Annotated in this window: 23 protein-coding genes and 2 tRNA genes; 9 read left to right on the top strand and 16 right to left on the bottom strand. The window is 67.0% G+C overall.

All coding sequences use genetic code 11. From position 1 onward, the window contains the following. Window positions 1–318: 318 nt before the first annotated feature. Window positions 319–393: transfer RNA gene (locus ACYQ07_RS13440), tRNA-Val, on the bottom strand. An 85-nt stretch (window positions 394–478) separates the two neighbouring features. Here ACYQ07_RS13440 and ACYQ07_RS13445 point away from each other — a divergent pair. Continuing rightward, window positions 479–1015 carry a hypothetical protein gene (locus ACYQ07_RS13445; RefSeq protein WP_459882437.1) on the top strand — a complete coding sequence of 179 codons (537 nt, stop codon included), beginning with the start codon at window positions 479–481 and terminating at the stop codon, window positions 1013–1015. 138 nt (window positions 1016–1153) lie between these two features. Here ACYQ07_RS13445 and ACYQ07_RS13450 read toward each other — a convergent pair whose 3' ends face one another. The 3 genes from ACYQ07_RS13450 to ACYQ07_RS13460 form a co-directional block, all read right to left on the bottom strand. Then, window positions 1154–1687 carry a cob(I)yrinic acid a,c-diamide adenosyltransferase gene (locus ACYQ07_RS13450; RefSeq protein ID WP_459882440.1) on the bottom strand — a complete coding sequence of 178 codons (534 nt, stop codon included), beginning with the start codon at window positions 1685–1687 and terminating at the stop codon, window positions 1154–1156. A 7-nt stretch (window positions 1688–1694) separates the two neighbouring features. Then, window positions 1695–1934, bottom strand: coding sequence for a glutaredoxin family protein (locus ACYQ07_RS13455; protein WP_459882443.1), 240 nt, complete (start codon window positions 1932–1934; stop codon window positions 1695–1697). 83 nt (window positions 1935–2017) lie between these two features. Beyond that, on the bottom strand, window positions 2018–2455 hold the full coding sequence (locus ACYQ07_RS13460; RefSeq protein ID WP_459882446.1) for an acyl-CoA thioesterase: 438 nt from the start codon (window positions 2453–2455) through the stop codon (window positions 2018–2020). Between the two features lie 278 nt (window positions 2456–2733). On the opposite strand from ACYQ07_RS13460, the gene ACYQ07_RS13465 reads away from it, so the two are divergent. Beyond that, entirely contained in the window at window positions 2734–2898 is a 165-nt protein-coding gene (locus ACYQ07_RS13465) for a DUF7838 family putative zinc beta-ribbon protein (RefSeq protein WP_459882448.1), read from the top strand. A 740-nt stretch (window positions 2899–3638) separates the two neighbouring features. Here ACYQ07_RS13465 and ACYQ07_RS13470 read toward each other — a convergent pair. From ACYQ07_RS13470 to ACYQ07_RS13490, 5 genes are all read right to left on the bottom strand, one after another. Next, on the bottom strand, window positions 3639–4277 hold the full coding sequence (locus ACYQ07_RS13470) for a class I SAM-dependent methyltransferase (protein WP_459882450.1): 639 nt from the start codon (window positions 4275–4277) through the stop codon (window positions 3639–3641). A gap of 119 nt (window positions 4278–4396) precedes the next feature. Beyond that, window positions 4397–5251, bottom strand: a complete 855-nt coding sequence (locus ACYQ07_RS13475; protein ID WP_459882451.1) for a fumarylacetoacetate hydrolase family protein — start codon at window positions 5249–5251, stop codon at window positions 4397–4399. Further along, on the bottom strand, window positions 5251–5598 hold the full coding sequence (locus ACYQ07_RS13480; RefSeq protein WP_459882453.1) for a cupin domain-containing protein: 348 nt from the start codon (window positions 5596–5598) through the stop codon (window positions 5251–5253). Before ACYQ07_RS13480 ends, ACYQ07_RS13475 begins: the two co-directional genes overlap by 1 nt. A gap of 54 nt (window positions 5599–5652) precedes the next feature. Then, entirely contained in the window at window positions 5653–6582 is a 930-nt protein-coding gene (locus tag ACYQ07_RS13485) for an AEC family transporter (RefSeq protein ID WP_459882455.1), read from the bottom strand. A gap of 96 nt (window positions 6583–6678) precedes the next feature. Continuing rightward, complete coding sequence (locus ACYQ07_RS13490) at window positions 6679–7473, bottom strand: SDR family oxidoreductase (RefSeq protein ID WP_459882457.1); 795 nt, start codon at window positions 7471–7473, stop codon at window positions 6679–6681. 137 nt (window positions 7474–7610) lie between these two features. Here ACYQ07_RS13490 and ACYQ07_RS13495 point away from each other — a divergent pair, with 137 nt between their 5' ends. The 3 genes from ACYQ07_RS13495 (at window position 7611) to ACYQ07_RS13505 (ending at window position 10617) form a co-directional block, all read left to right on the top strand. Further along, complete coding sequence (locus ACYQ07_RS13495; protein ID WP_459882459.1) at window positions 7611–8249, top strand: IS6 family transposase; 639 nt, start codon at window positions 7611–7613, stop codon at window positions 8247–8249. Window positions 8250–8421: 172 nt separating this feature from the next. Then, the gene (locus ACYQ07_RS13500; protein WP_459882460.1) at window positions 8422–9711 is read left to right on the top strand and encodes a CaiB/BaiF CoA transferase family protein; all 1290 of its coding nucleotides are present in this window, start codon (window positions 8422–8424) and stop codon (window positions 9709–9711) included. Window positions 9712–9825: 114 nt separating this feature from the next. Further along, window positions 9826–10617, top strand: coding sequence for a DUF8054 domain-containing protein (locus ACYQ07_RS13505; protein ID WP_459882462.1), 792 nt, complete (start codon window positions 9826–9828; stop codon window positions 10615–10617). 29 nt (window positions 10618–10646) lie between these two features. Here ACYQ07_RS13505 and ACYQ07_RS13510 read toward each other — a convergent pair whose 3' ends face one another. From ACYQ07_RS13510 to ACYQ07_RS13520, 3 genes are all read right to left on the bottom strand, one after another. Continuing rightward, window positions 10647–11768, bottom strand: a complete 1122-nt coding sequence (locus tag ACYQ07_RS13510) for a M24 family metallopeptidase (RefSeq protein WP_459882464.1) — start codon at window positions 11766–11768, stop codon at window positions 10647–10649. A gap of 89 nt (window positions 11769–11857) precedes the next feature. After that, entirely contained in the window at window positions 11858–13339 is a 1482-nt protein-coding gene (gene mmsA, locus ACYQ07_RS13515; RefSeq protein ID WP_459882466.1) for a CoA-acylating methylmalonate-semialdehyde dehydrogenase, read from the bottom strand. 116 nt (window positions 13340–13455) lie between these two features. Then, complete coding sequence (locus ACYQ07_RS13520) at window positions 13456–14955, bottom strand: short-chain fatty acid transporter (RefSeq protein WP_459882468.1); 1500 nt, start codon at window positions 14953–14955, stop codon at window positions 13456–13458. 359 nt (window positions 14956–15314) lie between these two features. Between ACYQ07_RS13520 and ACYQ07_RS13525 the strand changes: the two genes are divergently transcribed. Beyond that, window positions 15315–15389, top strand: a tRNA-Val gene (locus ACYQ07_RS13525). A 124-nt stretch (window positions 15390–15513) separates the two neighbouring features. On the opposite strand, the gene ACYQ07_RS13530 is transcribed toward ACYQ07_RS13525, so the two are convergent. Beyond that, window positions 15514–15981, bottom strand: coding sequence for a histidine kinase (locus tag ACYQ07_RS13530; RefSeq protein ID WP_459882470.1), 468 nt, complete (start codon window positions 15979–15981; stop codon window positions 15514–15516). Window positions 15982–16100: 119 nt separating this feature from the next. Between ACYQ07_RS13530 and ACYQ07_RS13535 the strand changes: the two genes are divergently transcribed. The 3 genes from ACYQ07_RS13535 (at window position 16101) to ACYQ07_RS13545 (ending at window position 17326) form a co-directional block, all read left to right on the top strand. Next, window positions 16101–16337, top strand: coding sequence for a DUF8001 family protein (locus ACYQ07_RS13535; protein ID WP_459882471.1), 237 nt, complete (start codon window positions 16101–16103; stop codon window positions 16335–16337). Window positions 16338–16431: 94 nt separating this feature from the next. Then, on the top strand, window positions 16432–16830 hold the full coding sequence (locus ACYQ07_RS13540) for a DUF7975 family protein (protein ID WP_459882474.1): 399 nt from the start codon (window positions 16432–16434) through the stop codon (window positions 16828–16830). 73 nt (window positions 16831–16903) lie between these two features. Further along, window positions 16904–17326 carry a universal stress protein gene (locus ACYQ07_RS13545; RefSeq protein WP_459882475.1) on the top strand — a complete coding sequence of 141 codons (423 nt, stop codon included), beginning with the start codon at window positions 16904–16906 and terminating at the stop codon, window positions 17324–17326. Between the two features lie 110 nt (window positions 17327–17436). Here the strand turns inward: ACYQ07_RS13545 and ACYQ07_RS13550 are convergent, their stop codons facing one another. The 3 genes from ACYQ07_RS13550 to gatD form a co-directional block, all read right to left on the bottom strand. Next, a complete protein-coding gene (locus ACYQ07_RS13550; protein WP_459882478.1) occupies window positions 17437–17721 on the bottom strand; it encodes a hypothetical protein in 285 nt (94 codons plus the stop codon). 76 nt (window positions 17722–17797) lie between these two features. After that, entirely contained in the window at window positions 17798–18862 is a 1065-nt protein-coding gene (locus tag ACYQ07_RS13555; protein ID WP_459882479.1) for a GNAT family N-acetyltransferase, read from the bottom strand. Then, complete coding sequence (gene gatD, locus ACYQ07_RS13560) at window positions 18859–20163, bottom strand: Glu-tRNA(Gln) amidotransferase subunit GatD (RefSeq protein ID WP_459882482.1); 1305 nt, start codon at window positions 20161–20163, stop codon at window positions 18859–18861. The genes ACYQ07_RS13555 and gatD overlap by 4 nt, the downstream gene beginning before the upstream one ends. Window positions 20164–20251 lie beyond the last annotated feature (88 nt).

Below are 20251 nucleotides of genomic sequence, written 5' to 3' on the forward strand. Positions count from 1 at the left end.
CACGCTTACAGCGGCAATCCGGGGTGTGGCGCACGACGGCAACCAGATATCCAGAGAGACCAGATCTTCACCTTCCGGTTTTACAGCGGCACTCCGGGGTGAGAGAAGTGAACAACACCTCGTCACCTCCGTTGGCGACACGTACAGCGGCATCTCGGGGTCACCGGCACAGGATTCGGGAAAACGCCCAAGGTGAGACGCCCCAGCAACCTCTGGTCGAACGCCCCAGCAACCCCTCGATCGACGGTGAAAACACGCCTCCAAAACGCACACCCTCCGACAGATGATACTCAGCAAGTAGCGTTTCGAGAACGGAAATGGGCTGGCCAAGATTTGAACTTGGGGCCTGCTCCGTGTGAAGGAGCCGTCATAACCGGACTAGACCACCAGCCCTCTTCGGTCTCTCGTATCCGGTCTCGAAACTTAAGGGTTGCTTTGTCCGAACGGTTCCAAGTAAACCCGCGTTGATTGCAAGCACATGACACACGAACTTCGGTTCCTCGAACGGGCTCGCCAGCGATTCGCCAGCCTGCTACACCTCCCGTTGTCGCTCGTCGGGCTCTACGCCGAGCGTGAGACGCCGAGAGAGCAGTACGCCTGCACCGTGGAGGAACCCTACAAACATCTCGAGGCGCATCTCCACCGAGAGGGGTTCGTTCGCAACCTCGTTTCGTCGATGAAGTACCGGTCCTACGCGACTCCTCCCGAGGCCACCGTCGCGAGCTGGGCACGGTATCCCGACGGCGCGCTCCGGAGCACCCACCAACTCCACCTCGGACTGTTCGTCGGTCCCGATCGCGAGACCACGGACGTGTACGCCCACTGGGAACCGTCGTGGATCCGCCACCCGATCAGACACTACCGCGCACGGGAGGTTGACGCTGCCGAAGGCGTCGAGCGCATGCGCGAGGCGTTCGAGGCCGCCGGCCTGGAGTGCACCGCCGTTCCGAAAAGCGAGCGATTCGACCCGACTCCGCACGGCTCCGCTCCCGAAGAACCGTCACCTGAGGCGTAAACCGTCACCTGAGGCGTAAACCGTCACCTGAGGCGTGAACCGTCATCCGAGGCGTGATCAGTGGACGCAGCGCCGTCCAGCCACCGTCAGCTGCCACGTTGGTGTCCAGCCACCCGTCGGCCGCCAGTCAGCCGCCAGTCAGTAGCTTGGACTCTCCTCGAGTTCGCCGTCGCGCGCGTTGGCAACGCGTGCAAGCGTGAACAACAGGTCTGAAAGCCTGTTAAGATAGGTGACGGTCGTCTCGTTGATGGCCTCCGCGTGTGCAAGTCCGACCGCACGTCGCTCGGCCCGTCGCACGACGGTCCGTGCGTGGTGGAGCGCGGCGCCCGCGTCTCCGCCGCCGGGAAGCACGAACGAGCGAAGCGGTTCGAGCTCCTCGTCGAAGGCGTCGATGTGGTCCTCCAGCGTCTCGACCTGCTCCGTGGACACCTGCGGGTCGTCCTCGTCGGGATCCGGATTCGCGAGGTCGGCCTGCACCACGTGCAGGTGGTTCTGGACCGCCTCCAACACCGCATCGAGGTCGTCATGTCCCGTGGGGCGGATCGTGCCGATCAGGGCGTTCGCCTCGTCGACCGTGCCGTACGCTTCGATCCGCGGGTTCGTCTTCGACACGCGCGTCATGTCGCGGAGGTCCGTCTCGCCGGCGTCCCCCCGCCCAGTGTAGATGGTCATACGCAACTCACGCCAGCGTCTTCTCGACGTAGTCGAGGATCTTCGCACTCTCCGGCATCGTGACGCCGCGCTCCTCGTCGACCAACACGGGCACTCCGCGCTGCCCGCTCACACGTTTGACCTGGTTGCGGTCGGAGTGGAGCGCGTCGACCCACACCGTCTCGTACTCGACGCCCGCCTCCGTCAGCGCGTCGTGCACTTTCTCACACCACGGACAGCCGTCCAGCGCGTACAGCGTCATGCTCATACACGAACGTGGGAGTGGACGCTCAATGAAGGTATGGTCTGACTCCACGCGACGGCGCAATACCAAACGAACACCTCGTCCGCTCAGAGGTCGTGATACGAAACGATCGCCTCGCGGATCTCGTCGGGGATTGGCCGCGACTGCCCGGTTTCGGGATCGACGGTGACCTGCGTGGACTCTGCGACGGCGACGACTTCGCCACTGCTAGTTGACTCCTCCGCTCCGCCGTCGCGTTCGGCGGGTACCCGGAGCGTGTACTCCATCGGAAGGCTGGACGTGCCAATTTCCGGAACGTCGATCTCGACGACGGCCGAGCCCGCCGACAGCTCGACCGGGCGACGATAGTCGATCGAGATGTTGGCGAGCACTGTCGGCATCGTCGAGAGGTCGACGCCGAGCACCTCCCTGCAGTACCGAGTACGTGCCTGTTCGAGGTACGTGGCGTAGACGGCGTTGTTCACGTGCCCCATCGCGTCGATGTCGCGGAACCGAATCTCGATCTCCGCGCTGAAACTGCCCATACCCGCATCACAGCCACCGTCCTCATGTAGCCACCGCCTCCGGAAGTCGCCGCCGTTCGCCACCGACCACTGGCTGGGTCCGATCGCCCAAATTGGGTATCGTCATATGCAGTTTACTTGGGCAGGATCTTCCAAAATCCGATCTCAAACGAGTACCGAGACGACACACACGGGGTTCGGCGGAGCGCACGCCGTCGCGAAACGCTTCGGAGGACCAACCAAGCCGTCGGATGGCAGGAACCAACATCTTGAAAGCGTCGCCGAACGCACTCACAGCTATGGCGCTCGAAAAGGACGTGGACTGTCCCGAGTGTGAGAAGACTCACTCGTTTTACCGTACCGCGTCGATGAACCTGCACCTCGGCGAGAAGACGAAATGGCGGTGCCCGGAGTGTAACTTCGGATACGTCGAAGTCAACGGGATCAGCACCCTCACTGCGTAAGCCCGCGTCGATCCTCACGAACACCCTTTTCCACAGGTTAACCCCCCGGAGTAGCGTCGCCAATCTGCCGCTTGATCGAGACGCCGACAACCACTCTCTCGTCCAAAGTACAAGCTGGCGTCGTCGTAGCCACGACTCGTTGCGCCGGCGATCCTCCACCCACCTTCCGGATTGAGGTACTGTAACCCTGTACAACGACGAACTGCCACCTCGCCGGAAGTTCACAAATTCTACAAATTGTAAAAATTCTAATTTGTTTGGAATTCCCGTCTCACCGTCGCAAGCTGTCTACTCCGTACTAAGTCCCCGCGATCACACCGCAGCTCACCGTGACTCAAGTTCCACGTAGATCCACTTTGCTCGTGACCAATGGCTGCTGAATCAGTATGACCAATATAAAATCGCGAGGGCGGCGTACAAGCACGTCGCTACCGGCCTCAACAAGACGACGTCGAAACGGAACTGACGGGCATGTGACGGGTATAAATCCTATGGTACGATATGAAATTCGACATCGACCACCCACTGCTCGATACTGTCGCTACGGGTTTTGTCCAATGTGCTGACGAAGAAACCCAGAGTTACGAGGCGTTCGGACCGCGGCGCACGGCGACCGAGAATCCGGAAGCCCGTCGTGCTCGACAGTACTGCGAGCAGGACTCACTCCCGCCGCAAACGAGCGGCTGCATCGGTACGATCCACCGTTCGATCTGACGGGTATCTGAGGAGGGGTCTCCCGGCTATTCGGGACGCCGTGGGTACGACTGACGGGTGCCGTGCGTCCGCCGAGCCAGCAGCCGCACGGTTGCACGGTCGTCGGCCTCGTTCTCGCCGCCGTCTTCGTCCTCGTCTCCGTCCTCGTCGCCCGCCTCCCGCCCCTCGTCGTAGTGGACGACGGTAAGTCCGAGGCCGGCGTGGAGCAGCTCGTTAGCGGCGTACCGGTAGCGGTCAGTGCTCGGACCGCTCACGTCGTCGGTCGTTCGGAGGTGGTGTTCGACGAACAGGAACCCGCCGTCGACAAGCGCCTCCACGACATCGGGAAGCCGGTCGACCACGCGGTAGAAGCTCACCGTGATCAGGTCGTATCTTGCGGTCGGGAACTCGTAGTCCGTGAGATCCGCCTGTTCGGTACGAAGACGGTCGGCCGAACCGCGCTCGGCAGCGCGTTCACGGGTGATCCGCAGCCCCTCGGCGGAGCCGTCGACCGCGTCCACCTCGTAGCCGGCGTCCGCGAGGAACACGGCGTTGCGTCCGGAGCCGGCCGCCACGTCGAGCGCGCGGCCGTCGGGTATCTCCGGCAAGTACCGGCGGAGAAGCGGTGACGGGTCGGGAGCACGCGGGTACGCGCCTTCGGCGAAGCGGTCGTCCCAGTCGGTCATGAACGGAACACGAACTCGAAGACGCTTGAATCCGGGCGGTCGGGGCGTGCGACCGACGGCCCGCCGGCGATTCCTCCGCCCTCACCGCCTCAGCCCTCACCGCCTCAGTCCTCGCCGCCTCAGTCCTCGCGGACCACGTCGGCTTCGAGCGTGCCGACGCCGTCGACCTCCGCGCGAACCGTGTCGCCGTGCTCGATGACGCCGGCGCCGGGCGTCCCCGTCGAGATCACGTCGCCGGGCTCCAGCGTCATCACACGGGAGTGGAACGCGACGAGCTCCGGCGGGGAGAACAGCATGTGGTCGAGGGTGTTCTCGGCGATCGTCTCGTCGTTCACCACGGTTCGGACCTCGATCTCCTCCAGCCGGTCCGTCGTCGCCGGCGCGGAGACCCACGGGCCGACGACGAGGAACGAGTCGTAGCTTTTCGCGCGCGTGAGGAACCGCGGGTTGCGCTGGAGCACGTCCTCGGCAGTCATGTCGATGATGGGGACGAAGCCGGCGACCACGTCGGCGAAGTCGGCTTCGCTCACGTCCTTACACGTCTCGCCGATCACGATGCCGAGTTCGGCCTCCGCGGTGACCCGAGCTGACTCCTCCGTCGGCGGGAGGCGGATCGGCCCGCCAGGAGCGGTGACCGTCGTCGCCGGCTTCATGAAGCTCGCCGGCTCGTCGGGGCGCTCCTCGTCGAGGTCGCCGGCGTGGTCGGCGTAGTTGAGCCCGATTCCCCACAGCTTTCCGGGGTCGAACGGCGTCGAGAACGTCAGGTGGTCGGCGGGCGTCCGGGTCGCGGGGAGGTCGTCGATCGCGGGGAGGTCGTCGCCCGCAGGAAGGTCGCTGCCGAGCGCCGCGTTCGTCGAGTCGTGGCCGGCGGCGCCGAGCGGGACGAACCCCCCCTCGTCGCCGACGAGGGGACGCCCCTCTGCGGTGCGCGCGAGCCGGTACGTCTCGCCGGCGTGTGGTTGGTCGTCGGACATCACTCCTCGCGGTCCGTCCAGAAGTCGAAGCCGCGGCCGGGCGCAAACACGTCGAGGCCGACGGCGCGCTCGTCGCTCGCGTTCTCGACGCGGTGCGCCTCCCACTCGTCGAGGTGGACGGAGTCGTACTCCTCGAGAACGACCGTCTCCTCCTCGGTGTGGACGGTGAGCTCGCCCTCCAGGCAGACGCACACTTGCTCGTTCTCGTGGTCGTGCATCGGCGAGGAGTGGCCCGGCGGCTTCTCGAACCACTCGAACGTGAACTTCTCGCTACCCGCCAGCGAGGCGCGCATCCAGCCCTCGTCGGGCTCGTAGGTCTCGGCGTCGTCGAATGGAACGTGGTCCATGTCGGAGAAACACCGTCCCCGAGCAAAGCGGTTTGGGTAGCGGGAACTTCTCGGTCAGGCGGCTGGCCCCAGAAGTGCCAAAAGCTCGATCAGCACGGCCAGCGAGGCGACCGCGAAGACGGTCGTGGCGAACACGTTGAGCGACGCGAACTCCGCATCGCCGCCGAGCTCGGCGGCGAACACGTACGTCGAGACGGCGGTCGGCATCCCCAACATCACCACGCCGGCCGTGAACGTCGCGGCGTTCACGTCGAGCAGCGAAAAGGCCAGCCACGCGACCGCCGGCATGCACGCGAGTTTTAACCCGACGACGGACGCCGTCGTCCCGAGATTCGTCACGGGACGGTCGACGTCGAGACTGGCGCCCACACAGAGCAGGGCCAACGGAAGCGCGAGCGACCCGAGCCCGTCGAGCGCCAGGGTGGCCGTCTGATGAACCGGGAGCTGGAACCACCCGATCGTCAACCCGGCCAGCAGCGCCGCAAGGACGGGATTTCGCACCAACGACCGGAGCTGTGGGGCGAGCGACGTCCCCGACGGGCCGTTCATCGAGACGAGCAGGAACACGGTAAGCGGCACCTGCAGCAGCGACCCGATGCCGAGGATCACGCTCGCGACCGCGGTCACCTCGGACGAGAACGTCGCCGCAATGAGGGGCACTCCGAGGTAGCCGAGGTTGGAGTGGTACGACTGGATGATCGCCACGCTCCGCCGGCCGTCAGTGCCACGATTGTAATTGACGGCGAAAGCCAGCGTGGCCGTCGCGAGGAGCACGACGACGACTCCGACGAACAGCTCCCACGAGACGATCTCCCCGATCGCCTGGTCGTAGGTGGCGACGAACACGAGGGCCGGGAGCGCGCCGTAGTAGGCGACGGCGTTGAGCCGCTTCGTTCGGCGAGCGTCGAGCACCTCCCGGGACCGGAGCGCCGTCCCGGCGAGCAGCAGCGCGAGCATCGCGAGCAGCCGGAGCAGAACCTCCATTCAGTTTGGCACAGCCGCTCGTGGGTGATGACCGTTCGGGTTCGCATGAATGCAACAAAAAAACCGCGCGGGCGAGTCGCGAGCGGTGACGAGCGCTTACAGGTTCGCGTTGCCGGCGCCGCCGTCGAGCACGATCGACTGGCCGTTGATGAAGCCGCCCTTGGGCGAGGAGATGAACGCGACGGTGTTGCCGAGCTCCTCGGGGTCACCGATGCGGTCGAGCGGGTTGTTCGCCCAGTCGGCGAGCCCCTCCTCGTAGGAGTCGTACTCGCCGCGCTCGACGGCAGCGTCCACGAGGTTCTCGATCCGGCTGGTCTCGTGGGGGCCGGGGAGGACGGCGTTCGCGCGCACGTCGGGCGCCAGCTCCTTCGAGAGCGTCTTCTCCAGCCCGATGACGCTCATCCGAACGGCGTTCGAGAGGACGAGCCCGTCGATCGCCTCCTTCACCGACCGGGAGGTGATGTTGACGATGGTGCCGCCGTCACCCTCCTGGAGCGGCTCCGCGCACTTGCGGGTGAGGCGGACGACGCTCATCACGAGGAGCTCGTAGGCGTGTTCCCAGTCCTCGTCGTCCGTCTCCATGAACGGGCCCGAGGGCGGGCCGCCGGCGGAGGTAACGAGGTGGTCGAGGCGGCCGAACTCGTCGAGCGTGGTCTCGACGAGCTCGTCGATGTCCTCCTCCACGGTGAGGTCGCCCTGGACGGCGACGACGCGCGCGTCGCCGGCGGCCTCCGCCTCCAGGTCGGCTTTCGCCTCGGCGAGTCGGTCCTCGTCGCGGCCGTTGATCACGACGTTGACCCCCTCACGCACCAATGCCTGGGCGGACGCGAAGCCGAGCCCGCTGCTGGACGCCGTCGTCAGCGCCACGTTGCCGTCAATGTTCAGGTCCATGGACACACCTGTCCCGCGCGGGGCTTAATCGTTGCCGACCCGGCGGGGCGGGCCGTCGGCGGCGGGTTTAAAAGGCCTCGCGAGATTCGCCGGGTCGCGTTAAGTTAGAGAATGAGGCGGACGATGTCTGAGTGTCTATGGCAGAAATCGACCGCCTCAGCGAACGTATCGCGTGGATTGACTTGTCGTTTGTGGAGCGAGATCGAACTCCACGATGGGCGATTGAAGTAGGGATCCGCTGTCACTTAGCCGGTATGTCGCTTCGGGAGGTAAGTAATCACCTCGAAAGATTTGGGATCAATCGCAGTCATGTCGCCATTCACAACTGGGTTCATAAAGCTAATCTACAGCCGATCTCGACAGTCTCTGCGGATCAGCTTGCGGTTGACGAAAAGATGATCCGCCTCCACGGTCAGAAGTTCTGGCTGTACGGGGCGGTTGATCCGTATACCAACGAAATCCTCCATCTAAGCCTCTATCCGACAGCAACGAAACAGACGACACGATGGTTTCTCACCGAGCTTCACCGACGCTATCAGCTCGATAATGTCGAATTTCTCGTCGATGACGCCGATTATCTCGGCCCAGTTCTTGCTGAGGACGGCTATCGATTTCGGGTGATACGCCATGGAAATCGGAACGCTATCGAACGTGTCTTTTGGGAAATAGAACGGCGAACATCTTCATTTGCAAACAGTTTCAGCAATGTCGCGTTAGAGACAGCTCAAAATTGGCTCGAATCCTTCGCCGTCTACCACAATTCACGCCAAACTTAACGCGACCATTCGCCGGCGGGGAGTGGACCCGTCTCGGGAATCATCCGTCCGAGGCAGGCCGCCGTCGGGAGGCTCTTTACCCGCCGGGTGTTCCGCGCAGGTATGGACGACAGGTTCGACGCCGGCGACACGACGACGGCACCGCTGGTGTCGCGATCGGAGGTGACCGGCGGTGGTCGGTGAGGCTGAAGACCCCACGGGCGAGAGGGGACCGCTCGACGGGATAACGGTACTCGACGCCTCGCGCGTGCTGGTGGGGCCGTTCTGCACGATGCAGCTCGGCGACCTCGGCGCCGAGGTGATCAAGGTCGAACGGCCCGGCGACGGCGACCAAACCCGGACGTGGACCCCGCCGGCGTTCGGCGAGGGCGAGGGGTCCTTGAGCGCCTACTACACCAGCGTCAACCGGAACAAGCGCTCCGTGGAGCTGAACCTCCAAAGCGAAACCGGCCGCGAGGTGTTCCGCGATCTCGCCAGCGAGGCGGACGTGGTCGTGGAGAACTTCCGCGTCGGGAAGATGGCGGAGTGGGACCTCGACTATCCCGACCTGGCCGAGGAGAACCCCGGGCTGGTGTACTGCGGCATCTCGGGCTACGGCGAGTGGGGACCGGACAAGGACAAACCCGCCTACGACATCATGATGCAGGCGCGCGGCGGCTTCATGTCCTTTACCGGCGTCGAGGACGGCCCGCCCGTGCGGATCGGCGTCGCGCTCGCGGACATTGGCGCGGGGATGTACGCGACGCAGGCGATCCTCGCCGCCCTGCTGGAGCGCGAGCTCGGCGACGGGACGGGACAGAAGGTGGACGTGAGCCTGCTTGACGGGCAGGCCGCCTGGACCAGCTACATGGCGACCAACTACTTCGCCACCGGCGACCCGCCGGGGCGGATGGGGAGCAAACACCCCAACATCGCCCCGTATCAGGCGTTCGAGACGGCCGACGGCTACATCGTCGTCGCCTGCTCGGCCGACTCTTTCTGGCCGCGGCTATGTGAGGCGCTCGACCGGCCGGACCTGCTCGCCGACGAGCGGTTCGAGACGAACGAAAAGCGGGTGCGGAACCGCGAGGCGCTCGACGCCGCGCTCGAAGCGGAGTTCGCGACGCACACCACCGAGGAGGCCGCCGAGCTGCTGGAGGCCGGGGACGTGCCCGCGAGTCGCGTGCGGAACGTCCAGGAGGTGTTCGACGATCCCCAGATCGAGGCCCGCGGGATGCGCGAACGGATGGACCATCCGACCGCCGGCGAGATCGAGTTCCCCGGCTCACCGATGCACCTCTCACGAACGCCGACCTCCACCCGCCGGCACCCGCCGAATCTCGGTGAGCACACGGAGGCCGTGTTGCGCGAGTACGGCTACGCGGATGCGGACCTCGCCGCGCTCCGTGACGCAGGGGCGATTCCGGAGTCGGGTCCGACTGGGCATGCGGGTCAGCGTGTCGATCCCGATGACGACTCGTAACCCCACCGACGATTCCCGACCGGGACCGTCCAGGATCGGGGCGCGGCCATCGTCGCTGCGATCTCCCCGAGCGCTCCCGCAACTGCCTTGCCGCGGGCCCACTGACAGGAGCGCGTGAACGTGTTCGACGCGTTGCGGGACCCGTCACACACCGGCGAGAACCGGTGTCGCCCCTGCACGGTCGTCAACCTCGCTTTCGTTGCGATCGGGACGATCCTCGTCGGGATCGCCGTCCTCCCCGCGGCGCCCGTCGTCCTCAGTGTCGGCCTCCTCGCGGTGTACTTCCGAGGCTACGTGGTTCCCGGCACGCCGCGATTCGCGCCGCGGCTGGTCGCCGCGCTCCCCGTCGACCTCGGCTTCGCGGCGGCGAAACAGGGCCCACAGCCCGAGCGCAGCGACTCGCTGGGTGGGGGCGTGGATCCGGAACGGCTGATCGCGGACCTCTCGACGGCCGGCGTGCTCGTCGAAGCGAGCGGCGACCTGCGGCTCGCCGACGACTTCCGCGAGGCGTTCGAGCGCCGCTGTGAGGCGCTCCGGGGGCTCGACGAGGACGCGCTGGCGGCGCGTGCGGCGGCCGCGGCGCCCGGCGACCCGGAATCGGACGCGGCAAACGACCGGATCCTGATCGCCGGCGACCGCGACGTGTGGCTGTCGCCGGCGGTCGCCATCGCGGAGACGGCCGCGGTCGAGACGCTCACGGACTGGGACCTCGACCCCGACATCCGGCGGGCTGCGGCACGCCCCCTCCGGACGTTCGTGCGGATCTGTCCGACGTGCGGAGGCAACGTCCGCGAGACGACCCTGCGGAACTGCTGTGGCGGCCCGGGATCAGTGACCCAAAATCCCGAGCGCGCCGTCCTCGCCTGCGAGGCGTGTGACGCCGTCGTCTTCGAGTTCGAGGAGTGACAAACCGCGGTGAACGGGCGCGCAGTATGCTACTTCACGACCGGGGCGTGTAGCTCAAGCTCGCAGGCGGGTACGCCGTCGACGGCGACCGACTCGACCGTGTGGGTGGGCCACCGGCCCGTTTTGGTGAGCAGCTCGATCCGGTCGTCTGCGATGACGTGGGTGTCCTCGCTTTTCGCACCCTGTACGGTCGGGTTCCAGGCGTACCCCATCGGGGCGAACACCTCGTCGTCGGCGTCCGGCGTCGCGATCCACTCGCGACCGGCGTAGCCCGCGGCGCCACCCTGATGGTGGTTCTTCCACTCGCCTTCCCAGCCGACCGCGTCGTAGGCCGAGCGGACCCGGTCAAACACGTCGCCAGCGGTGTCGGGGCCGTCGCCGTCGGTAAGGTCGCCCGCGGCCGCGGCCTGCGTGGCGGCGAGCGCGGTCGCCTCGATGCGCGCGGCGGCGCGGTGGCGCTCCTCCAGCCAGTCGGGCGCGTCGAAGGCGACGGTACGCGTCAGGGAGGCGTACAGCCCGCCGCGCTCGGCGGTGACCGACACCAGCGCGTAGTCGCCGAGCCGGTCGTCGGTGGGCGTGTAATGTCGGTAGGACGTAGCCCGCTCTGCGCCTCCCACCAAGACGACGGGCGTCCGCACGTCACGGGAGGCCAGCGAGATGTCGACGCCGGCGGCCACCTCGTACTCCGGATCGTCCGGGTCGAGGTTGCGCCCGACCGTCTCCAGCGCCGCGGCGACCTCGTTGCCGAGTTCGCGATAGCGCTCCACGTCCTCCGGCGTGAGGGGTTGCCGAAGCCGAGTGGCGTCGACCGACTCGAAGCCGTCGACGGGGAAATCCGCGGCCGCCGGTGCGGGCGAGGCGTCGGCGACCGCCGCCGAAAGCGAGGAGGCGTACCACGGGAACTCCTCGACGGCGACTCGTGCAGGGAGCTCCTCGTCGGCCAGCCGGGCCGCCTCGATGTTGTCGGTGACGACGCGGAACTCGCCGTCGTAGCCGGCGGCCGCCACGCCGAGGTCGGCGTCGGCGTCCACGACGTTTGAGCCGCCGGTGAGCCACGCGAAGCCGTTCGGGCGGGCGAACCACACCGCCTCCAGCCCGCGGGCCGCGAGGTAGTCGTCGAGTCGCTCGGCGCGGGCGTCAAGGTCGACCATATCGGGTCCTGTCGGGCCGGGGAGTAAAAACGAGCGGAAGCGTCGGCGTTCGCCACCGCCGACGGTTCCGACGGCGGGCCGGAGCGGGTCTACTCGTCGGGCCAGCGCTCGATGTACACCGTCTCGTCGGTGTAAAAGCGCACCACGTCCTCCGCCTGCGCGTGGAGGTCGCCGAAGAAGGAGTCCTTCCGGCCGCCGAAGTGGAAAAAGGCCATCGGCGCCGCCGTCCCCACGTTGACGCCGACGTTGCCGACCTCCGCCTCGTTGCGGAACTGGCTCGCCTCGGCGCCGCGCGCGGTGAACAGGCTCGCGGCGTTGCCGAAGTCGGTGGCGTTGAGCTTCGCCACGGCCTCGTCGAAGTCGTCCGCCCGAGCGATGCCGAGGACGGGACCGAAGATCTCCTCCTGGGCGATCCGCGAGTCAGTGTCGACCTCGCCGAAGACGGTCGGACCGAGGAACGTGCCGTCGGCGTACGCCTCTCCCGGGACATCGACGTCGCGGCCGTCACGGAGCAGCTCGTTGCCGTCCTCGATCCCGGCTTCGATGTGGCCGACGACGCGGTCGCGGTGTTCCGGGGTGATCAGCGCGCCGATGTCCGTCTCGGGGTCGAGTCCGTCGCCGACCACCTGGTCGTCGACGGCGTCGAGCACCGCCTCGACGAACGGCTCGTAGGCGTCGCCGACGACGACCGCGATGTCGTTGGCGAGACAGCGCTCGCCGCCGCAGGCGAACGAGGAGGAGACGGTTTTCTCGGCGGCGTATTCGAGGTCCGCGGAGTCGCTGACGACAACGTAGTTCTTCGCGCCGCCCTGCGCCTGCACGCGCATGCCGGTCGCCGCGGCCGACTCGTAGACGTGGCGCGCGACGGGCGTGCTTCCGACGAAGGAGACGCCGGCGAGGGCCTCGTTGTCCAGCAGGGCGTTGACAGTGTCCGGGCCGCCGTGGACGAGATTGAGCACGCCGTCGGGGAACCCCGCCTCGTCGATCAGGTGGAAGAGGTACTGTGCCGTCAGCGGGTCCTGCTCGCTGGGCTTCAGGATGAAGCTGTTGCCGGTCGCGACGGCGTACGGGAGGAACCACAGAGGGATCATCCCGGGGAAGTTGAACGGCGTGACGGCGGCGAACGTGCCGAGCGGGCGGCGGACTGCCGTCTCGTCGATGCCCGGAGCCGCGTTCTCGACGAACCCGTCCTGCATGAGCCGCGGGGCGCCGCAGGCGACCTCGACGTTCTCGATGCCCCGCCGGAGCTCGCCGCGCGCCTCGTCCAGGTTCTTGCCGTGTTCGCGGACGAGCACGCGGGCCATCGCCTCCTGGTGCTCCTCCAACAGCTCCTTCAGCCGGAAGACGGGTTGGATGCGCTCCTCGATCGCCACGTTGCGCCACTCCTCGAACGCGGCGTCGCCGACGGCGACGACATCGTCGACCGCGTGTGGGTCAGTGAACGGGACGTGGGCGAGCTGCTCGCCGGTCGCCGGGTTGACGACGGCCTCGCCGTCGTCGCCGTCGACGGGAACCCACTCGCCGTTCACGTAGTTGTGCAGCGTTCCGTCGGTCAGGTCGTCTATTTGCATGGTCGTGTGATTCGGGTGAGTCGTGTTAGCTGGTTGGGTCGGGGCGAGACGTTCGGAAATCGGCGGGCCCCGCGGAACGCGGCGGCACCAGCCGGCCCGGTCGGGATCCGCGAACCTCAGAACATCTCGTACGGCAGCACGTAGAGGATGACCGCGAGGTACGGCGTGAGCAGGATCATCATCGTGATCGCGTAGCCGAACATGTCACGGGCACGCATCCCCGTGATCGCGAGCAGCGGAATGGCCCAGAACGGCTGGATCAGGTTGGTGTGAGCGTCACCCACCGCGTACGCCATGATCGTCTGGCCGTTCTCGACGCCGAGCTCCTGACCGGCCTCCATCATCGGGCCGCCGATGATCGTCCACTCGCCGCCGGCGGACGGCACGAAGACGTTGAGCACGCCGGCCGTGATCCACGCGATGACCGGGTACGTCGCCGGCGTCGCGATGGACAACAGGAACTCCGTGATCGTGTCGACGAGTCCCGTGCCCGTCATGATCCCGATGATCCCCGCGTAGAAGGGAAACTGCAGGATGATGCCGGCGCTCGACTCGACGGCGTCGTAGAACTCCTCGAGGTAGTCGATCGGACTGGTGTACAGCGCGAGCCCGACGGCGATAAACCCGAAGTTGAGCACGTTGAGGTCCAGCGCGTCCAGCCCCTGCGTCATGAACGCGTTGATCGTGAGTCCGATACCCGTCAGGGCGATGATACCCCCGAGAACCTTGCTGTTGTTGATCTTGTCGGCGGGGTCGGATCCGTCGTCGTCCCGCGGGTTGTCGCCGCCGTCGGCGGCCACGTCGTCCGGGTGACCGCCGTCGGCCACCACGTCGGGCTCCTCGTCGACCGCCTTGCCGGTGTCGAGGTCCTGCTTCTCGACGAGCTCCTCGTCGCCGCCGTCGATGTCGACGTAGCGGCTGATGCCGAAGCGGTTCTCCTCCGGCGGGTTGAGCAGGTACAGGAGGATCAGCGCGTACACGAGACTGACCACGGTAAGCGTTAGCGCGTACGGGTGGAAGATCGTCTGCGTGGCGCCGATGACGCCGTCGACGACTCCCTGCTCCATGAAGATGTTCCCCTCGGTCGCTTGCAGCAGCGCCGCCGAGCTCGACATCCCCCACCCCCACGTGAGGCTCATGCCGAGATAGCCGGCGACACACAGCAGAGGATAGTGGACCGCCATCCCCTTCCGGTCGGCGAGCTCGCCCATCTCCCGGGCGAAGATCGCGCCGACGATCAGGCCGAGTCCCCACGAGATCCAGCCGGTGACCATGGCGACTCCGCCGACGAGCAGCACCGCCTGCGTCCCGTTGTTGGGAACCCGGATCAGCCGGTCGATGCCGGATTTGACCCACGGATGATACGCGACGACGAACGCCGTCACGAGGATCAGGACCATCTGCATCGCGAACTCGAGCAGGTCCCAGAAGCCGCCGTACCACGAGGTCGCGATCTCGACCGCGCCGGCGCCCTCGGAGAGGAACGCCGCCACGGCGGCGACGTACGTCAGGATGATCGCGAACAGGAACGGACTCGGCATCCACCGCTCGACACGCTGCGACATTCCCTGACCGAATCGCTGAATGGCCGTGGGATCCGGATCTGTGTTAGACATACACACCCGATCATCTATCATGATAATTTATAATCAAGTCAACCGGCAATCGCAGCCGGGTTTACGCTCCCCGTGGCATTATTTTAACATGGATCGACGAGTCCGAATCCGGCGGTCGTGGCCGAACCACCGTGGACCCGGATGGTACGCGGTTTCGAACGGGAGTTTCGGCGGATGGCCGCTCGCGCGCAGCGCCGTCGCCGACGTTGGAACGGCGGCGTCCGGACCGTCCAGCGAACCGACCGCCGGCAGTACGTCGGTCGTACTTGTCGCTGACGGAATCGCCCCGCCGGAGGGCGAAACGAAAGCTTCAATTGTATCCCCGGGATACGATGAAATGCGTCAAGGAAGCCCCACTCGGGTTGGTAGTCTAGTTCGGTTATGACACCTCCTTGACATGGAGGAGGCCGGCGGTTCAAATCCGCCCCAACCCACTTTCTGCTGCACTCTCGACCGGATAGCGAGGCACTCCTCCATTTTCACTCGTAAGGAGGCCAGCATCCGCGCCGAGCACGGCGAGATGTCCTCAAAAAACCGGAGCCGCACCGAACGCGCCGCTTAGCGGTCGGCGACCGCGGCGAACACGCCGGCGAGGAGCGCGCCGTACACCACGTGACCGACGAGGCTCATCGGGTTCACGTCGGGGACGGGCGGCGCCATCGGGGTCATCGCGCCGACCCACGCGGGCATCACGAACGTCGCGAGCACGACCCAGAGCACGACGCCGTAGGCGACGCCGACGCCGACAAGCTTCCCCGTCGAGTCGGCAAGGTCCGGCTTCGCGGCGACGATGCCGGCGAAGACGGCGCCGAGCACCGCCGAGTGGAACAGGTGGATCGCCCACCCGACCCCGAGCCCGCCGGCGAGCCCGTACATCCCGGGGATCGCCCCCTCCATGATCATCGGCATCATCATCGTCATCATCGCGCCGAAGGCGACGCCGCCGACGAGCCCGCCGCCGATGCCCGCCACGATCGTGTTCGTCGCTCCCTCCTCCGTCGTTTGGGTCACGTTGTCAGTGGCCATAACAAGAGACCGATCGATGACCACCCCATTATCCGTGCGGGAGTCGTGTGCGTGTCATGCCCATACCCCAAATCTTTATATGCCATTTCGGTCAATGTTCTCGAATAGTCCCCCTCCCCATGAGCCAACAGCCAATCCGTGTGTCACGCAAGGAATTTCGGTCGGAGGAAGTGCTCGACAGACTCGATGAGGGCCGGCGAGTCATCGTCACCGTCGGCGTGCTCGGAGTCGAGATGGACGTCGCGCTCCGCAAAACCGACGGCCAGTACGTCTGTGACACCGGAATGAAGTTGATGAGCTACGACGACCGCGAGGGAATGCAGCGCTGTATCGAACGCCTGCAGCTAACCACTTAAACAGCCGGACCGCCGCCGCCCGCCGACATCGACTTCCCCTTCACGACGCCTCGTTCACGACCCGTTTAAGAAGCGGCGCGTACAACCACCGAGTATGACCCGTTTCGACGCCGCCGAGGAGACGGAGCGGCTGAAGCTGTACGCGGACGCGGCGACCGCCCATCGCGAACGGTCGAGTGCGGTGATGACCGTCGACGTCGACCCCGACAGTGACCGCACCGACGGCGGCGACGTGCCGCCGTGGATCCAGCTCGCGGGGACGGAGGTCGTGCTGGACTGTACGGACGAGGAACTGGACCGGCTGAAAGCGCTCTTAAACGAGTTTCCGGAGTTCCGCATCGACGAGCTGGTGAGCCCCGAGGAGGCGGAGGGGACGAACGCCGTCGTCACCGCACGGTCGGATGCCAACCGCGTCGGCGGCTTCATCGAGCGTGCCTTCCGCGAGGTGTACGAGCTCGACGACGACTATCGCGCGTGGGTCACGCAGGTCTGAGCGGCTGCCCGGCACACGGTCGTCGCCGCGCGCGGCGGAAACCAATAAACCCCCGGACGGCAAAGGGCGGTGTATGACCGACCTCATGGCACGCCCGCTCGTGCCGATCGCAAGCAAGGAGGACGCCAAGGACACCTACGAGGCGATTGCCGAGTATCTCGACGCAGACGCGAATCCGGTGCTCATCTACGTCGTCGAGAAGGCCGGCGGCGGCATCGACAAGGCTGGCGTCGAGCAGCGTGAAGAAGCGGTCACGGAGGCGTTCAACCTGTTCCAGCGGCTCGCGGCCGATGACGGCGTCGCCGTCGAGACGGCCATCCACTACGACACCGATGTCGTGGAGGGGATCCGAGCGGCAGCCCGCGAACACGACGCCACCTCGATCGCGTTCCAGCCACGCGGCGGGAGCCGGATTACGGAGTTCCTCTCCGGAAACGTTCGCTCGAAGCTCACCAAGGGTGGGCCGTTCCCCGTCGTCGTGCTCCCGGACGAGTAAGCGCACCGCTGCTGTCGCGGCGACGATCGGTGCGTCGGACGCCGTCGCCCCGGACGCCGTCGCCCCGGACGCCGTCGCCCCGGACGCCGTCGTCCCGGACGCCGTCGCAGTCAGCCGTTCCGCCCGTCGGGCTCCTCGCCAGCCTCGTTCTCACCATCGGCCTCTCCCGTAGCGGGGCCGACGGCTGGTCCCACATCTCGGTGGAGGAACATGTACAACAGCACGGGGAGAATGGTGAACACGAGCGTGGCGAGGAACCAGAGGAGCGCGCGGTCGCTGCCGCGGCGCTTGGCGTCCCGGTAGATCCACGCCGCGACGGCGACGACGATCCCGTATACCGCTCCGTAGTAGAGCACGGAACGGAGCGTGTCGAGCTGGAGGAACACCGGGTCCATGGCGGACACACGCCGGCGACTGAAAAAGGGATGGCGGTTCGCCCTAGGGCCGCAACGGCCAGCTACCGGCGACCAGCTACCGGCTGCTGCCGACCGCGGGGTCCGTGAGGTCCGCACACAACACGAAGTCCGGCTCGCCGGAGACCTCAACGCGGTTCGCGGCCACGTCGCTCACGTGAGCGGCCGTCTCCGGGATCAGCACGCGAACCACGTCGGCGCCTTCTTTGGCGGCGTCTCGCGACACCGCCGCAAGCAGCTCGCCCGCGGCTTCGGCATCGCGCCAGGCGGCGGCGCCGTAGACGGCATGGTGTTCGACGCCGTCCTCGCCGTCCCGCTCGGAGACGCGAGTGCGCAGCGCAAAGCCGGCGAAGCCGTCGGCGTCGCGGACGCCCACCAGCCGGCCCTCGTCCGCCGCGTCGGCGATCCGGTCGGCGGTCAGCTCCGAGCAGGCCCACCCCTCGCCGGGGTCGAGTGCGAGTCCCCCAAGATGGTCGCGGGCGTCGCTGGTGGCCCAGAACGATCGGGCTGCGTTCGGGTTGGGGGCGGCGATCTCGATGGCGTCACCGCGGGCGACCGCCTCCGGGTCGGGAGTGGGCCGGGCGAACCGGAACTCCGTCGCCGGGTCGAAGCCGACCGCGCGCGACTGGCCGAGCCCGGCGACGTTCCACGAGAACACCATGTTCCGGCAGACGGTCGCGCCGGCGTCGCGCGCCCACTCAAGCACCGCGTTCGTCAGCACGGTGCCGGCGCTGGCACCGCGGGCGGTCGGATCCACGCGGATACCCTGTGCCCACGACTCCCACTCGGTGAGCAGGACGCCCTGCACGCAGCCGACGACGACCTCCTCATCGCCGGCCGCGGCGGCACCCTCGCCGTTGCCGGTCACCACGGCATCTGGATGCGGGTCGTCGAGCGCCGCGGGCGGGAGCGTTGCCACGAACGTTCGCTGGCTCTCGTCGTCGGAGGCGATCCAGTCGTCGAACACGCGCGGGATGTAGTCGTCGTGCCGCTCTCCCCACGTGTCCTGGGTGAAGGTGGCGACCGCCACGGCGTCGCCCGGTTTGGCCTGCCGTACCGTCGCGACGGAGGGGTCGTCCGTCCGGTCGGGGTCGTCTATCCGGTCAGGGCTGTCTCCCGTCATCGCCAGGGCTGGGACTCCTCGGTGAGCTCGCCGGCGAGATTCCGCCGCATCGCGTCGGCGGCGTTGTCGGCGTTCGCCAGCGCCCACATCAGCTTCACCTTCGCGGTACCGGGGAGGGTGTCGCCGGCCTCCACGACGCCGGCGTCGAGCAGGTCCCGCCCGGTGTCGTACACCCGGTCACAGACGCGCCCTTCCAGGCACTGGCTGGTCATGACGACGGTCGTCCCGTTCTCGACAAGCTCCTCGATCCGGGGGATCAAGTCGGTGTGGACGTGTCCGAGCCCGGTGCCCTCGATCACGACGCCGTCCTTCCCGTCGAGGTAGTCCCACGCGGCCGGGTCCATCCCGGGGGTGAACTTCACCAGCTCCACGTCACCTGCGAGGTCGGGGTGGGCAGTCACGCCCTCGTCGGCGTCCCCGCGCGGGGCGGGCTCGCGGTTCCACGTGATCGCCGTCTCGGCGGCCTCGCCGTCCGCGCCGTCCTCGCTGGCGGTTTCGTAGTCGACGAGTCCCAGCGGTTTCGCGCCGACCGTCTCGAAGGCGTCACGGCGGGAGGTGTGGTTCTTGCGCACGCGCGTGCCGCGGTGGAGCGCGCAGGCGTCGTCGGAGGGGGTCGCGTGCATGCAGACGAGCGTCTCCGCGTGGTCGGCCTTCGCGGCCTCCACGGCACAGACGGCGTTCATCACGTTGTCCGAGGAGGGGCGGTCAGCCGAGCGCTGGCTCCCCGTGAACACGATCGGGACGGGCGAGTCCAACATAAAGGAGAGCGCGGAGGCGGAGTACTGCATCGTGTCCGTCCCGTGCATCACGACGACGCCGTCGGCGCCCGCGGCGACCTCCTCGCGGACGGCCTCGGCAAGGTCCTGCCAGATCGGCGGCTCCATGTTCTCCGAGAGGATGTTGGCGACGACCCGCCCGCGGTAGTTCGCCCGGCCGGCGAGGTCGGGGACGGCCCGGAGCACGTCCTCGGCGTCGAACTGCGCCGTGACGGCGCCGGTCCGGTAGTCGACCGTCGAGGCGATGGTGCCGCCCGTCGAGATGAGCGAGATCGTCGGTAGCTCCGGGTCGAAGGTGATCTCGGAGGCCTCGCCGGCGACCTCCTCGTCCCCACCGTCGCCCTCCTCGCCCACGTCACGGACGCCCGACTCCAGCACCTCGACGTCGGCGTCCTCGCGGTCGATCCCGACGTTGTACCCGCCCTCGAGCTTGACCACGAGGTGGTCGCTCGTCGTCGAGGGGAGCAGCACGCCCTCGTTCGTGACGTCCCCGTCGTCGACGCGGACGCGGTCTCCGGCTTGCATGGTCTCGAATATCCCGGCGGCGGACTTGAATCCAACCGTTCGCGGTCGACGGCTGCCGACCCGCGAGTCAGTACGCCTTTGAGTCCTC

The sequence above is a fragment of the Halorubrum gandharaense genome (genome assembly GCF_054654575.1).

Coding starts and splice junctions, on each gene's coding strand:
- ACYQ07_RS13520 (WP_459882468.1), bottom strand. CDS start 14,955: ATGTCTAACACAGATCCGGATCCCACGGCCATTCAGCGATTCGGTCAG.
- gatD (WP_459882482.1), bottom strand. CDS start 20,163: ATGCAAGCCGGAGACCGCGTCCGCGTCGACGACGGGGACGTCACGAAC.
- ACYQ07_RS13465 (WP_459882448.1), top strand. CDS start 2,734: ATGGCGCTCGAAAAGGACGTGGACTGTCCCGAGTGTGAGAAGACTCAC.
- ACYQ07_RS13450 (WP_459882440.1), bottom strand. CDS start 1,687: ATGACCATCTACACTGGGCGGGGGGACGCCGGCGAGACGGACCTCCGC.
- ACYQ07_RS13545 (WP_459882475.1), top strand. CDS start 16,904: ATGACCGACCTCATGGCACGCCCGCTCGTGCCGATCGCAAGCAAGGAG.
- ACYQ07_RS13475 (WP_459882451.1), bottom strand. CDS start 5,251: ATGTCCGACGACCAACCACACGCCGGCGAGACGTACCGGCTCGCGCGC.
- ACYQ07_RS13455 (WP_459882443.1), bottom strand. CDS start 1,934: ATGAGCATGACGCTGTACGCGCTGGACGGCTGTCCGTGGTGTGAGAAA.
- ACYQ07_RS13550 (WP_459882478.1), bottom strand. CDS start 17,721: ATGGACCCGGTGTTCCTCCAGCTCGACACGCTCCGTTCCGTGCTCTAC.
- ACYQ07_RS13460 (WP_459882446.1), bottom strand. CDS start 2,455: ATGGGCAGTTTCAGCGCGGAGATCGAGATTCGGTTCCGCGACATCGAC.
- ACYQ07_RS13535 (WP_459882471.1), top strand. CDS start 16,101: ATGAGCCAACAGCCAATCCGTGTGTCACGCAAGGAATTTCGGTCGGAG.
- mmsA (WP_459882466.1), bottom strand. CDS start 13,339: ATGCAAATAGACGACCTGACCGACGGAACGCTGCACAACTACGTGAAC.
- ACYQ07_RS13540 (WP_459882474.1), top strand. CDS start 16,432: ATGACCCGTTTCGACGCCGCCGAGGAGACGGAGCGGCTGAAGCTGTAC.
- ACYQ07_RS13490 (WP_459882457.1), bottom strand. CDS start 7,473: ATGGACCTGAACATTGACGGCAACGTGGCGCTGACGACGGCGTCCAGC.
- ACYQ07_RS13495 (WP_459882459.1), top strand. CDS start 7,611: ATGGCAGAAATCGACCGCCTCAGCGAACGTATCGCGTGGATTGACTTG.
- ACYQ07_RS13470 (WP_459882450.1), bottom strand. CDS start 4,277: ATGACCGACTGGGACGACCGCTTCGCCGAAGGCGCGTACCCGCGTGCT.
- ACYQ07_RS13485 (WP_459882455.1), bottom strand. CDS start 6,582: ATGGAGGTTCTGCTCCGGCTGCTCGCGATGCTCGCGCTGCTGCTCGCC.
- ACYQ07_RS13480 (WP_459882453.1), bottom strand. CDS start 5,598: ATGGACCACGTTCCATTCGACGACGCCGAGACCTACGAGCCCGACGAG.
- ACYQ07_RS13510 (WP_459882464.1), bottom strand. CDS start 11,768: ATGGTCGACCTTGACGCCCGCGCCGAGCGACTCGACGACTACCTCGCG.
- ACYQ07_RS13555 (WP_459882479.1), bottom strand. CDS start 18,862: ATGACGGGAGACAGCCCTGACCGGATAGACGACCCCGACCGGACGGAC.
- ACYQ07_RS13445 (WP_459882437.1), top strand. CDS start 479: ATGACACACGAACTTCGGTTCCTCGAACGGGCTCGCCAGCGATTCGCC.
- ACYQ07_RS13530 (WP_459882470.1), bottom strand. CDS start 15,981: ATGGCCACTGACAACGTGACCCAAACGACGGAGGAGGGAGCGACGAAC.